The sequence below is a fragment of the Pseudomonas sp. Z4-20 genome (genome assembly GCF_051131955.1).
GTDB lineage: Bacteria > Pseudomonadota > Gammaproteobacteria > Pseudomonadales > Pseudomonadaceae > Aquipseudomonas > Aquipseudomonas marvdashtae.
In genome coordinates, this window is the sequence record NZ_CP071641.1 from 4,179,215 (window position 1) to 4,192,370 (window position 13,156).

The 13,156-nt window shown below is 63.5% G+C and carries 14 protein-coding genes and 1 riboswitch; of the genes, 1 reads left to right on the forward strand and 13 read right to left on the reverse strand.

Translation table 11 applies throughout. The annotated features are described in order from the left end of the window. The first annotated feature begins 54 nt into the window (after window positions 1-54). Window positions 55-1,335 carry an OmpP1/FadL family transporter gene (locus J3P82_RS19055; RefSeq protein WP_434558196.1) on the forward strand — a complete coding sequence of 427 codons (1,281 nt, stop codon included), beginning with the start codon at window positions 55-57 and terminating at the stop codon, window positions 1,333-1,335. Window positions 1,336-1,439: 104 nt separating this feature from the next. Here J3P82_RS19055 and J3P82_RS19060 read toward each other — a convergent pair whose 3' ends face one another. From J3P82_RS19060 to cobO, 13 genes are all read right to left on the reverse strand, one after another. Then, the gene (locus J3P82_RS19060; protein ID WP_434558197.1) at window positions 1,440-1,991 is read right to left on the reverse strand and encodes a glutathione peroxidase; all 552 of its coding nucleotides are present in this window, start codon (window positions 1,989-1,991) and stop codon (window positions 1,440-1,442) included. Between the two features lie 182 nt (window positions 1,992-2,173). Continuing rightward, a complete protein-coding gene (locus J3P82_RS19065) occupies window positions 2,174-3,382 on the reverse strand; it encodes an MFS transporter (protein WP_434558198.1) in 1,209 nt (402 codons plus the stop codon). 52 nt (window positions 3,383-3,434) lie between these two features. After that, entirely contained in the window at window positions 3,435-3,839 is a 405-nt protein-coding gene (locus tag J3P82_RS19070; protein ID WP_434558199.1) for a MarR family winged helix-turn-helix transcriptional regulator, read from the reverse strand. Between the two features lie 72 nt (window positions 3,840-3,911). Continuing rightward, window positions 3,912-4,643, reverse strand: coding sequence for an adenosylcobinamide-GDP ribazoletransferase (locus J3P82_RS19075; protein WP_434558200.1), 732 nt, complete (start codon window positions 4,641-4,643; stop codon window positions 3,912-3,914). Between the two features lie 2 nt (window positions 4,644-4,645). Further along, on the reverse strand, window positions 4,646-5,221 hold the full coding sequence (gene cobC, locus J3P82_RS19080) for an alpha-ribazole phosphatase family protein (RefSeq protein ID WP_434558201.1): 576 nt from the start codon (window positions 5,219-5,221) through the stop codon (window positions 4,646-4,648). Further along, on the reverse strand, window positions 5,218-6,273 hold the full coding sequence (gene cobT, locus J3P82_RS19085) for a nicotinate-nucleotide--dimethylbenzimidazole phosphoribosyltransferase (RefSeq protein ID WP_434558202.1): 1,056 nt from the start codon (window positions 6,271-6,273) through the stop codon (window positions 5,218-5,220). Before cobT ends, cobC begins: the two co-directional genes overlap by 4 nt. Continuing rightward, window positions 6,270-6,791, reverse strand: coding sequence for a bifunctional adenosylcobinamide kinase/adenosylcobinamide-phosphate guanylyltransferase (gene cobU, locus J3P82_RS19090; protein WP_434558203.1), 522 nt, complete (start codon window positions 6,789-6,791; stop codon window positions 6,270-6,272). The genes cobT and cobU overlap by 4 nt, the downstream gene beginning before the upstream one ends. An 11-nt stretch (window positions 6,792-6,802) precedes the next feature. Beyond that, window positions 6,803-8,284 carry a cobyric acid synthase gene (locus J3P82_RS19095; protein WP_434558204.1) on the reverse strand — a complete coding sequence of 494 codons (1,482 nt, stop codon included), beginning with the start codon at window positions 8,282-8,284 and terminating at the stop codon, window positions 6,803-6,805. Further along, on the reverse strand, window positions 8,281-9,273 hold the full coding sequence (cobD, locus tag J3P82_RS19100; RefSeq protein WP_434558205.1) for a threonine-phosphate decarboxylase CobD: 993 nt from the start codon (window positions 9,271-9,273) through the stop codon (window positions 8,281-8,283). The genes J3P82_RS19095 and cobD overlap by 4 nt, the downstream gene beginning before the upstream one ends. After that, window positions 9,266-10,174 carry an adenosylcobinamide-phosphate synthase CbiB gene (gene cbiB / locus J3P82_RS19105; RefSeq protein WP_434558206.1) on the reverse strand — a complete coding sequence of 303 codons (909 nt, stop codon included), beginning with the start codon at window positions 10,172-10,174 and terminating at the stop codon, window positions 9,266-9,268. Before cbiB ends, cobD begins: the two co-directional genes overlap by 8 nt. Continuing rightward, the gene (gene bluB, locus J3P82_RS19110) at window positions 10,171-10,821 is read right to left on the reverse strand and encodes a 5,6-dimethylbenzimidazole synthase (RefSeq protein ID WP_434558207.1); all 651 of its coding nucleotides are present in this window, start codon (window positions 10,819-10,821) and stop codon (window positions 10,171-10,173) included. Before bluB ends, cbiB begins: the two co-directional genes overlap by 4 nt. Then, a complete protein-coding gene (locus J3P82_RS19115; protein ID WP_434563899.1) occupies window positions 10,818-12,140 on the reverse strand; it encodes a cobyrinate a,c-diamide synthase in 1,323 nt (440 codons plus the stop codon). Before J3P82_RS19115 ends, bluB begins: the two co-directional genes overlap by 4 nt. An 11-nt stretch (window positions 12,141-12,151) precedes the next feature. Continuing rightward, window positions 12,152-12,763, reverse strand: coding sequence for a cob(I)yrinic acid a,c-diamide adenosyltransferase (gene cobO, locus J3P82_RS19120; protein WP_434558208.1), 612 nt, complete (start codon window positions 12,761-12,763; stop codon window positions 12,152-12,154). Between the two features lie 81 nt (window positions 12,764-12,844). Further along, window positions 12,845-13,055, reverse strand: a riboswitch (cobalamin riboswitch). Window positions 13,056-13,156: the final 101 nt, after the last annotated feature.

The window sequence follows — 13,156 nt, forward strand, 5'->3', positions numbered from 1 at the left end:
CTAGACCGAAAATGTTGGTAATTTTCGCCTCGGTGATCACCTGGAGTTCTAACAATGAAAAAAATGATGCTCAAAACCACCCTTGGCCTTGCCGTTACCTTGGCATCCACCCAAATTTTTGCCAGTGGCTTTGCCTTGAACGAACAAAGCATCAGTGGCATGGGCACTGGCTTCGCGGGTCGTTCTTCTTCTGCCGATGATGCGAGCACCGTGTTCGGCAACCCTGCCGGCATGTCGCGCCTCAAGCGCCAACAAGTTACCGGTGGTTTCGCTGTCATCGACGCGTCCACTGATCTCAACGACACCAGCGGCACCCAGTCCGGCACCAACGATGGCGACATGGTCCCGTTCACTGGCGTTCCGATGGGCTACTACGTCAAGCCTATCGATGATCAATGGGCTTTCGGCCTGGGCGTCTACGCCCCGTTTGGCCTGATCACCGACTATGAAAACAGCTTCCAGGGCCGCAATTTCGGCAGCAAGAGCGAAGTGAAGGTCGTCACCTTCCAGCCAACTATCAGCTACGCCTTCAACGACAAGGTGTCGATTGGTTTTGGCCCGACCATCAACCGGCTATCGGGTTCGTTGGAGTCGGCGTTGAACGTGCCGGTACCAGGCGTGCCCGAAGGCAACGTGAAGATCAAGGGTGATGACATTGGCTATGGCTACAATATCGGCGTACTGATCTTGCCAACCGATACCACCCGTGTCGGCCTGACTTATCACTCCAAGGTCAAATACAAGCTTGAGGGTCACACCGAAGTTAACCCCGGGGCTGGCACACCTCCTCCTCTGCTGAGTGCCGAGCGCTACGACGCCTCGCTGGACATCACAACACCTGAGTCCGTGGACTTCTCGGTTACTCAACAAATTAACGACGCCTGGACCGTTTATGCCGGTAGTACCTGGACTCGTTGGAGCCGCCTGAAAGACATCACAGTGAACAACGATGTAGGCACAAGTGGCGGCGGCTTTAATCCACTGCTTTTTGGCACCATTACCGAAGAACAGAACTGGCACGACACCTGGGCCTACGCCATCGGTACCTCCTACCAGTTGAACAAACAGTGGGTACTGCGCACCGGCCTGACCTTCGACCAGTCACCAACCAACAATACCGACCGCTCGCCACGCATTCCTACCGGCGACCGGACCATCTTCAGCCTGGGTGCCGGCTGGAGCCCAACCGAAGACCTGACCATCGACGTGGCCTATTCCTACCTCAAGGAAGAAAAAGTCAGCGTCAACAGCAGCAACGCTCTGGGCCAGGCTTACAACGCTGAATACGAAAACAGCGCCAACGGCTTCGGTGTCGGTGCAACCTACCGCTTCTGATAATTCACGGCGAGGCTGACTGTAACCAGGCAGCCGCTCGTCACTTGAAGCGAAAAAAAGCCCCGCTCCCTGCAAAGAGGGCGGGGCTTTTTCGTGGCTGGCGGTCAGGGCTTGGAAGCAATGGCCGTTTCCACGGCCTTGATGAAATCAGGATCGTCTGGCTTGACCCGGCTGGAAAAACTGCCGACCACGTTGCCCTGGCGGTCCACGACGTACTTGTAGAAATTCCATTTTGGCGCGCTGGATTGTTCGGCCAAATGCCTGAACAACGGAATCGCGTCCGAGCCCCGTACCGGTTGCGGCTCGGTCATGGTGAAGGTCACGCCATAGTTGACGTAGCAGACCTTGGCCGTCTCCGCGCCATCCTTGGACTCCTGTTTGAAATCATTGGACGGCACGCCCAGCACTTCCAGCCCTTCGCCCTTGTAGTGCTGGTTCAGCGCTTCCAGCCCCTTGAACTGTGGCGCAAACCCACAGAAGCTGGCGGTATTAACTACCACCAAGGGCTTGCCGGCGAAACGCTGGCAAAGGTCGATGGTTTCCTTGGCCCGCAACTTGGGCAATGAGCCCTCCAGCAACGGCGGACAATCAGCCGCCCATACCTGCCCGGACACAGCCAGCAGCAGGGCGGGAACAGCAAGCCAACGCATCAGCATGTCGGATTTCCTTGTAAGCCTGTCAGACCAAGACGTTACTCCGCGGCGACCGCTGCCGTCCATCAATTAGCAGCTACCCATGCCCAGTTGCATCAACGCCAGCCCGCCCTGGTGCCAGCCCCACCAGACGAACGCCAGCAGCAGGGCCGCACCGGCCGCGAGCAACCATGGGCCGACGCGACTCATGCTGCACCGGCCTGGACTTGCAGACGCGCCACCGGACGTTCACGCACCGGCCAGTTCAGCGCCGCCGCCAGCAGGCTGAGCAAGATCGACACTTGCCAGATCAAATCGTAGCTGCCGGTGCGGTCGTACACCACGCCGCCCAGCCAGCCGCCGAGGAATGATCCCAACTGGTGAAACAGGAACACGATCCCACCCAGCATCGACAGATTTCGGACGCCAAATAGGGTCGCCACCGTGCCATTGGTCAACGGCACCGTCGACAACCACAAGAAGCCCATCGCCATTCCGAACACGTAGGCCGTGGTGGTCGTCACCGGCAGCCAAAGGAACAGGCCGATCACCACCGCTCGCGCCAAATAAAGCCCGGTCAGCAAGCGCGGCTTGGACATGCGCCCGCCCAGCCACCCGGCGGTGTAGGTACCAAAGATATTGAACAGCCCGACCAGGGCCAACACAGTGGTGCCGACGCTGGCGGGCAGGTGTTGGTCCACCAGATAGGCCGGCAGGTGTATGCCGATGAACACCACCTGGAAGCCGCAGACAAAAAAGCCCACGGCCAACAGCCAGAACCCCGAGTGACCGCATGCCTCGCGCAGCGCTTCGGAGAGGGTTTGCTCGTTGCCGCTCAGGGGCGCCGGCGCATCCTTCAACATGCGCACCAACGGCACGATCAACGCCACCAGCAGCCCCAACGCCAGCAGCGCGGCGGACCAGCCAAGCCAACCGATCAAGCCCAGCGTGCCCGGCAGCATGGCGAACTGGCCGAACGAGCCGGCAGCGCTGGCGATCCCCATGCCCATGCTGCGTTTTTCAGCCGGCACGGCCCGCCCGACCACGCCGAGGATTACCGAGAACGACGTGCCGGACAGGCCGATGCCAATCAACAAGCCAGCGCTCAACGACAGCGACCATGGCGAATCGGCCATGCCCATCAACACCAGCCCGAGTGCGTAGAGAACGCCACCGATCAATACCACTTTCGCCGCACCGAAGCGATCGGCCAGCGCGCCGGTGAACGGTTGCGCCAAGCCCCAGATCAGGTTTTGCAAGGCAATGGCAAAGGCAAACACCTCGCGACCCCAACCGAACTCGGCGCTCATGGGCGCGAGGAACAGGCCGAAGCCATGCCGCACACCCAACGACAACGCCAGGATCAGCGCACTGCCGACCAGGACCCAACCACAGGTACGCCACATCGATGTCATTGTTATTCTCCGGTCGCGGGTATATACCCACTTATCATCGGACGAACCAGCGTCACGCCAGTTCATCCAGCAAGGCCAGCAAGGTCGCGCGTTTCTCGGCGCCAAGCTTGTCGATCAGTTTCTGTTGCGCCGCTTCCCAGGCCGGCAACGCCGCCGCCAACCGCGCATGCCCTGTCTCGGTGAGCACGACGATACGGTTGCGCAGGTCGTCGCCCTCGGCCAGGGTCACCAACCCCTCGCCTTCCAGCACCCGCAGGTTGCGCCCCAGGGTGCTGCGGTCCAGGCCCATGGCCTCGGCCAACGAGGAAATGCTCGGCTGGTCCAGGCGCGCCAGGTTATTGAGCAAAGAATACTGGGCGACGTTGATCCCGAAGCCGTCGAGAGCGCCGTCGTAATACCTGCTGACGCCTCGAGCGGCACGACGCAGGTTGATGCACAGACATTGGGAAGGAAGCATGATGCGTGTATATACCCGCGACTGAATGAATGCAAATTTAAATCAACGGTTGCGTGCCGGCGAGGACCGGATTCAGCCCAACGCCAGGGTCACCAGAACGACCATTTCCAACAGTTCCAGCAGGGCGCCGGCGGTATCGCCGGTGCATCCCTGCAGCCTGCGCAGCATCAGCTGGCGCAACCCGAAAAATGCCAGCGCGGCGACCGCCAGCGACCATAGCCCTGCCCAACCCGCCAGCCATACACAACCCAGCGCACAGGCGGCCAACACCTGCCAGCCCAGGCGCCGCGGAAGATGATCGGCAAGCGCTTGGCCCAGCCCACCGGCGCGCACATAGCGCGTCGTCAGGAACAACCCCAGCAATGCGCCGCGCCCTACCATCGGCACGACAAGCAGCGCCAACGTCTGCTCCTGCTCGATCAGCGCCGCCAGCGCGGCCCATTTGAGCAGCAACACCAGCACCAGCGTCACGACAGCGATCGGCCCGCTGCGAGGATCCTTCATGATCAGCAACGTGCGCTCACGATCGCCGAAACCGCCAACCCAGGCATCGGCGCTGTCGGCCAGGCCATCCAAATGCAGCCCGCCGCTGAGCAGCACCCACACCGCCAGCAACAGCGCGGCATGCAGCAGCGAGGGCGTGCCGAGCAACAGCGCATCGAGCGACCACAGCACGCCACCGAACAACAGCCCCACCAAAGGGTAAAACAGCAGTGAACGGCCCAGTTGTTCAGGCTCGGGCATGCCGGGCAGACGAATCGGCACGCTGCTCAGAAATTGCAAGGCGATCCAGAAGGGCAGCATCGTCAATTCGCCTCTTCAAGCACGAAGCCGGCCGACACTGAAAGGGAAAACAGCGCGCCGTGGCCGACTTCGACATTGAGCAACTGCTCGCGCGGCAGGCCACGGGCCCGGGCCAGCAACAGGCGCATCACGCCACCGTGGCTGACCAGCAAGACACGCTGCCCGGCGTAGGCCTGGTGCAAGCGTTCGATCGCCCTCAAGACACGCGACGAAAATTCGAGCACCGGCTCGCCTTCGGGCGGCGTGAAGGCATAAGGATCGGCCCAGAAGCGGCCGAGGGCTTCGGCGTCGTTCTCCATCAAAGCCGCCGCGCTGCGGCCTTCCCAGGCGCCGAAATGCAGCTCCTGCAGGTCGTTGTCCACTTGCACCGGCACGCCGAGTCGACTGCCGAGCTGCTCAGCGAAACGAGCGCAGCGCTGCAAAGGCGAACTGACCAAGCGATCCCACGGTCCGCCTCGTGCGACCGCCGCGTGCATCTGCTCCCAGCCCTTGGCCGTCAACGCATCGTCGAGGCTGCCGCGCAAGCCGCCGCCCAGTTCGGTTTCGCCGTGACGCAGCAGGTCCAGGCGCAAGGTCATGCCGGACGATCCGCCACGGCCGCTTCGGCAAACGTCGCCATTTGCCCGTGAAGGTCACAAGCCAGGCGTAACAGTGGCACCGCCAACGCCGCACCACTGCCCTCGCCCAGGCGCAAACCGAGGTCCAGCAGCGGTTCAGCGCCGAGGGTTTCCAGCACATGGTGATGACCTGGTTCGCCACCGCGATGAGCGAACAGCAACCACGGCCGGCATGCGGGATTGAGCCGCACCGCCACCAGGGCCGCGACGCTGCAGATGAACCCATCGACCAGCACGGCGATGCCCTGCTGGGCACAGGCCAGATACGCACCGACCAATGCTGCGATCTCAAATCCGCCGAGGTTGAACAAGGTCTGCAACGGATCCTCGCTCTGGGCCTTGTGCAGCGCCAGCGCCCGTTCGATCACCTGAGTCTTGCGGCTGATACCCGCCGCATCCAACCCTGTGCCCGGCCCGACCAGATGTGCTACCGGGCATTCGAGCAGGGCACAGGCCAGGGCGCTGGCCGCCGTGGTGTTGCCGATGCCCATCTCGCCGCCGATGAACAATTGCGTCCCGGTCGCCAAGGCGCGCATTGCGCTGTCACGCCCGGCTTGCAAGGCCTGCTCGCCTTGGGCAACGGTCATGGCCGGACGCTGGACGAAATTGGCGGTGCCAGGCCCCACGTTCAAATGGCGCACGCCGGGCAGGTCCAACGAGGGCGTGACAGTACCTAAGTCGACCACTTCCAGCGAGGCGCCCAATTGCCGAGCCAGGACACTGATGGCCGCGCCGCCGCTGACGAAATTGAGCAGCATCTGCCCGGTCACTTCCTGGGGAAAGGCCGATACGCCCTCAGCCACCACACCGTGGTCACCGGCGAAAATCGCGATCCACAGCCGGTCCAGGCTCGGCTTGACTTGCCCCTGCAGGCCCGCCAGTTGCACCGCCACCGACTCCAGTCGTCCCAGGGAGCCGGCCGGCTTGGTCAGTTGTTGCTGACGGGCCGCGGCCTGTTCCAGCGCTTGGAGATCAACAGGCTTGCACGGTTCCAGCCACCACCGGTGATTCATAACGCAGTACCTTTGAGAGTCAGGGGCAGGCCAGCAACGGTCAGCACGACGCGCTGACAACATTCGGCCAGGGCTTGATGCAGCCAACCGGCTTCATCGACGTAACGGCGAGTCAACTCGCCCAGCGGCACAACACCCATTCCGGTTTCGTTGCTGACAAAAATGATTTCACCGGGCAGCGAGTCGAGGCAGTTCAACAGTGCTTCGCGCTCGGCGTTCAGTTGCCCGAGATCGTCGAGCATCAATAGATTGGTCAGCCAAAGGGTCAGGCAATCCACCAGCAGGCATCGATCGCTGGCGGCGTTATCGCGTAGCACCCGCGCCAGCACCAACGGCTCTTCCAGCAACGCCCATTCCACCGGACGCCGGGCGCGGTGCTGGGCGACACGCTCGTTCATCTCGCCGTCCAGCGGTTGGCTGGTGGCGATGTAAGTCACCGGCAATCCTGTGTCCGTGGCGAGTTTTTCAGCCAGGCGACTCTTGCCGGAACGGGCGCCGCCGAGGATCAGTTGCAGCATGTTTTTTTCCTTCAAATAGGCGAAGTGGCTGCCGGCTCGCCATGGATCCCACAAAGCTCACGCAACAGCCCAGTATCCAGATGCCGCTCGACCAGATCCGCCAACCGCTCGATATCCCGCTCGCGCAACCCGTGGTAATCCACCGTTTGCACATCCTGCATCCCGGCCCAGCGCAACAAGGCGCTGCTGGCCGCCGGTGATTCGAACAGCCCGTGCAGATACGTACCAAAAACCTGTCCATCGAGGCTCTGCGCGCCATCGCAGCGGCCGTCATCCAGATAGACAGCGGCGTTTTCCAGCGCGGCACCAGTGGTCACGCCGGCATGGATTTCGTACCCGCTGACCTCGGCATCCTCCAAGGCCAGTCGCCCACGTACATTGCGCAGTTGCTTCTCGCGCTCGAGCGTCGTTGCGAAATCCAACAGCCCCAGCCCGGGGCTGGAGCCCGCCGCGCCCTCGAGCCCGAGCGGATCGTGGACGTGCCGGCCGAGCATCTGCAGACCACCGCAGATGCCCAGTAATTTGCCGCCGTAACGCAAGTGGCGATGGATTGCCGTTTCCCAACCGTTGGCCCGCAGGTAGGCCAAGTCGCCGCGCACGCTTTTCGAACCGGGCAGGATGACCAGATCCGCTGGCGGGATGGCTTGGCCGGGGCCGATAAATTGCAGGTCGACTTGCGGATGCAGGCGCAGCGGATCGAAATCCGTGTGGTTGCTGATACGCGGCAAGACCGGCACCACCACCTTGAGCACCTGTTCGGCTTTGTCGGTTTGGCGCTGGTCGAGACCGTCCTCCGCTTCCAGATGCAAATCCATCACGTAGGGCAATACGCCGATCACCGGTTTGCCGGTGCGCGCTTGCAACCAATCCAGGCCAGGTTGCAGCAACGCCAGATCACCGCGAAAGCGGTTGATGACGAAGCCCTTGACCCGCGCCTGTTCGCTGGGCGAAAGCAGTTCCAAGGTGCCGACCAGATGAGCGAATACCCCGCCGCGATTGATGTCGGCAATCAGCAACACCGGGCAATCCACCGCCTCGGCGAAGCCCATGTTGGCGATGTCGCCGGCCCGCAGATTGATCTCGGCCGGCGACCCGGCGCCCTCCACCATGACGACGGGATACGCGGCGCTCAAGCGTTCATGGGAAGCCAGCACCGCTTGCATCGCGATGGCCTTGTAATCGTGATAGGCCACGGCGTTCATGGTGGTCACGGCGCGGCCATGGATGATGACCTGGGCGCCGGTATCGCTGTTGGGCTTGAGCAGCACCGGGTTCATGTCGGTATGCGGTTCGAGGCCGCAGGCCTGGGCTTGGACGGCCTGGGCCCGGCCGATTTCGCCACCATCGGCGGTCACCGCGCTGTTGAGGGCCATGTTCTGCGGCTTGAAGGGCACCACACTCACCCCTTGACGCCTGACCCAGCGGCACAGCGCCGTGACCAAGGTACTTTTGCCGGCATCGGAGGTGGTGCCCTGCACCATCAAGGTGGTCATCGAATGTCCTTGGCGTAGGCCTCGAACGCCTGTTCGAGGCGCGAGAATTCAGCGTCATCGGCAGGGAGCCCGAAGCGCAGGCTGCTGGTGTGGGTGAACAACCGCAGGAGAATGCCGCGATGGGCCATGAAGTCGTGAAGCGCCTGGGCATGCTCGGTGATCAGCCACTGGAACAACCCACAGCCGCCCTGCGGCTTGAAGCCATGGCGCTCCAGCACCAGTGCCAAGCGTTGACTGGTCTGTTCGCAGCGCAGTCGTTGACGCGCGTGCGCCTCAGTGTCCAGCAGGCACGCCTGGCCCAGCACCCGGGTCGGTCCGCTGATGGCCCACGGCCCGACCTGTTCGGCGAGCAGCTTGAGCAAGTGCCGCTCGGCCAGGACAAACCCCAGGCGAACCCCGGCCAGGCCGAAAAACTTGCCGAACGAGCGCAACACGATCAACCCGACCTGATGCGCATGGGCGGCAAGGCTCAGCTGCGGAGTGACGTCCATGAACGCTTCATCCACCACCAGCCAGCCGCCGCGCTGGGCCAGCCGGGCATGCCAGTCCAGCAGGCGTTCGGGGCTCAGGCTCAGGCCCGTGGGGTTGTTGGGGTTGACGACCACCAGCACGTCGAGGCTGTCGAGAAAGAAGTCCACTTCCGCTTCCAGTACTTCACGCACGATGTAGCCACTGCGGCGCCAGGCTTCGGCGTGCTCGGCGTAACAGGGCGACAAGACGCCGACCTTGCCGACCCGGCGCAGGCGCGGCAGCAGTTGGATAGCCATTTGCGAACCCGCCACCGGCAGCACATGCGCTGCCTCGTAGTAATCGCAAGCAGCCTGCTCCAAGCCATCGTCGATTTCGGGCAGGCGCGCCCAGGCGCGCAGTGGAATAGTCGGAATGTCGAACGGCCAGGGCGCCAGGCCGCTGGACAGGTCGAGCCAGTCGGCCTCGGCAATGCCGTATTGCCGGGCCGCGTTGCGCAGTCGCCCACCGTGTTCAAGCATAAAACTCGGCTCCGAGGCAGAGAATCAGCAGCCATAACCATACGCCGCGCTGGACCAATTGCCAGCCGCGATCGATAGAATCGGCGCTCGCCGGCACGCCTTCGCCCAACGGTGGGCGTTGATGCAGTTCGCCGTGGTACACCGCCGCGCCCCCCAGTTCCACGCCCAACGCTCCGGCACCGGCGGCCATCACCGGCCCGGCATTGGGGCTGTCCCAGGTCGGTCCCTGGGTACGCCAGCACTTGAGCGCCAAACGGGTCTTGCCGAGCACGGCGTAGGTCAACGCCACCAGGCGCGCGGGAATATAGTTCAGCACGTCATCGATCTTCGCCGCCGCCCAGCCGAAACGCTCGAAACGCGCGTTGCGATAACCCCACATGGCGTCGAGGGTATTGCTCAACCGGTACAACACCACTCCGGGCGCACCGGCCACGGCGAACCAGAACAGCGCGGCGAATACCGCGTCGCTGCCGTTTTCCAGTACCGACTCAGTCGCGGCGCGGGCCACGGCGGTTTCATCCAGCTCAGCGGTTTCGCGGCTGACCAGATAGCCGACACGCTGGCGCGCTTCATCCAGATCGCCCTTGCGCAGCGCCCGCGCCACCGGCTCGACGTGCTCGCCGAGGCTACGCAGGCCAAGGGCGCAGTACAGCGCCAGAATATCCACCAACCAGCCCACCAGCGGTGCCCAGGACAGTGCCGTGGCCAGCAGGGTCAGTGGCAGGACGGCAATGATCCACGCCGTGACGCCATGACTACGCCAGCCGCGCCCGCCGGAATTGAACCGTTGTTCGATACGGTTGGCGAAACGTCCGAAAGCGACCAGCGGATGCCCGCGCCGAGGCTCGCCCAACAGCGCATCCAGCGCGACCGCGGCGGCACTGAGCAACGCCACGCTCATGGCCGCACGCCCCAACGATTTTCATACAGCAATTCGTCGAGCGGACGCGGTTGCGCCCAGCCTTCCAGGGCGAGCATCGGCGCCGGGTAAAAACCTTCTACCGGGCCCAGGCAAAGTATGGCAAACGGCTTGGCCCCGGCGGGCAGGCCCAGCAGGTCGGCCAGCGCCTGGGGCTCGAACAGCGACACCCAGCCCATTCCCAGCCCTTCGACGCGGGCCGCCAGCCACAGATTCTGGATCGCGCAGGACAGCGAGGCCAAGTCCATTTCCGGCAACGTCCGACGGCCGAAGATGTGCCGCTCGCGATTGTCCATCAAGGCCGCCACCAGCACCTCGGCACTGTCGTTGATGCCTTCGACCTTGAGTTTCATGAATTCATCGCTGCGCTCGCCCAAGGCCTCGGCGGTGCGGATGCGTTCCTGCTCCACCAGCTCGCGGATCTGCCCCCGCACGGCGCGGTCACTGATGCGGATGAACCGCCAAGGTTGCATCAGCCCGACGCTGGGCGCCCGATGCGCCGCTTCCAGCAGTCGGCGCAGTAACGCCGGTTCGACCGTGCCGCCGGTGAAGTGGCGCATGTCACGGCGTTCGGCGATAGCGCGGTAGACGGCTTCGCGTTCGGCCTCGGAGAAGGCGTTATCGGTCATTGCCTGCTCGCGCCAATGGGCTCAAGATCCGGCGCAAACAGCGCGGCAACGGCCCTCGGGTTGGACGGGAAATAAAAATGCACGTAGGAAGCCGTCATCCGTCCTTGGCGAAAAACCGCTTCAGCCCCGCGCCCACCGTTAGGGCTGTGACCACGGGCAATCGGCGCCAGCTCAGTGCTGGTCAGGGAGTGATGATAGGTATGCCCGCGCAGGATGCCTTCCGGCAGTTCAACCGACTGCAACGCCAAGGCCGCCAGACGTGTCTGCATCTGCGCATCACCGTGCAACAGGCCGAGCAGCTCGGCGCGAGCGCCTTCGAGGTCGGTCAATGAATCGAGCAGATACAGCATGCCGCCGCATTCGGCGAGCAGCGGTTTGCCGGCTTCATGGTGCGCACGGATCGCCGCGAGCATCGGCGCGTTGCCGGCCAGGGCAACGTGATGCAGTTCCGGGTAACCACCGGGCAGGTAAAGACTGTCCGTCTCAGGCAGGGAGGTGTCATGAATCGGCGAAAAGAAGCGCAGCTCGGCGCCCATGGCCCGCAGCAGATCCAGGCTTGCGCCGTAGGTGAAGGCAAACGCTTCATCCCGGGCCACGGCAATGCGCACGCCGTCGAGCCACGGCTCAACGGCGGCCGGTTCGGGCGCCGCGAATTCGACCATGGGCGGCAGCGCGACTTCACAACTGCTGGCCAACGCCTCGGCGGCGGCGTCGAGGCGAACATCCAGGTCGTTCAACTCGCTGGCCTGGACAAGGCCGAGGTGGCGGCTGGGCAATTCGATGCCGGTTTCCCGCGAGAGCCCGCCGTACCAGCGCAGGCCTTCGGTGAGGCTGCCTTCGAGCAACTGCGCATGACGCAAGGTGCCGACCCGATTGGCCAGCACGCCGGCAAAAGGCAAGTCCGGTTGATAGCGGGCCAGGCCCAAGGCCAGGGCGCCGAAGGTCTGGGCCATGGCGGTGCCATCGATCACGGCCAGCACCGGCACGCCGAAATGCCGCGCCAGGTCGGCGCTGGACGGGGTGCCGTCGAATAATCCCATGACGCCTTCGATCAGGATCAGGTCCGCTTCGGCGGCGGCTTCCCACAGCAGTCGCCGGCTTTCCTGCTCGCCGACCATCCACATATCCAACTGATAGACCGCCGCGCCACTCGCACGCTCGAGAATCATCGGGTCGAGAAAATCCGGGCCACATTTGAATACGCGCACCTTGCGTCCCTGGTTGCGATGCAAGCGGGCCAGGGCGGCGGTGACGGTGGTCTTGCCCTGGCCCGAAGCCGGGGCGGCGATCAGCACCGCCGGGCAGTGGCGGCTGGTCATCGAAGCATTGCTCACAGTTCGACGCCCTTCTGCGCCTTGATGCCTGCTTGAAACGCGTGCTTGATCATGCCCATTTCGGTGACGGTGTCGGCCAGCTCGATCATCTCGGGCTTGGCGCCACGGCCGGTCACGACTACATGCTGCATCGGCGGGCGGGCCTGCAGATCGCCAAGGACTTGATCGAGGTCGAGGTAGCCGTGCTTGAGGGCGATGTTCAGTTCGTCGAGCACCACCAGGCCAATCGATGGATCGCCGAGCAGTTGGCGCGATACGGCCCAGGCCGCTTCGGCTGCGGCGATGTCACGCTGGCGATCCTGGGTTTCCCAGGTAAAGCCCTCGCCCATCACGTGGAAGCGCACCTGCTCCGGGAAGCGGCGGAAAAACAGCTCCTCGCCGGTGCTGTTGCGCCCTTTGATGAACTGCACCACGCCGCACTGCATGCCATGTCCCATGGCCCGGGCCAACATACCGAACGCCGAGCTGCTCTTGCCCTTGCCGTTGCCGGTCAGCACCAACAGCAGGCCGCACTCGTTCGGTGAATTGGCAATGCGCTCATCGATCACGGCTTTTTTGCGCAGCATGCGCGCCAAGTGGCGTTCGTCGCGATCAGGCGTGTCGGTCATGGGGAGCTCTCCGTTTGGGACTGGATAACGGCGGGCGGGCACAAAAAAAGACGGCAAGGAGCCTGGCATCGCCCACCGTGATGCCGTTGGATGAATCAGGCCGGTCTCCGGGCTCATGAGCGGCGTGGTGCCGGGCTGCGCGCCTTCCCATGTCTTGCGACACAGTGGCCCTGTACACAGCGTTTACTCATTTACCGTTGCGGGGGCAGCGCCGGGTTCGTGTGCACTCACCGGCTTCCCTGTTTCACCCTATCGGCCACGGCCATAGAGCACCTGAAACAAGCCGCGAAGGTTAGAGGGTTGGGGGTGGAGCGTCAATTAAAGCCGCCAGCTGTTTCGGTTCGCTACTCGGCCCTGATCAATAAACTGACGCCTATCTTGTGTGAATCTGCG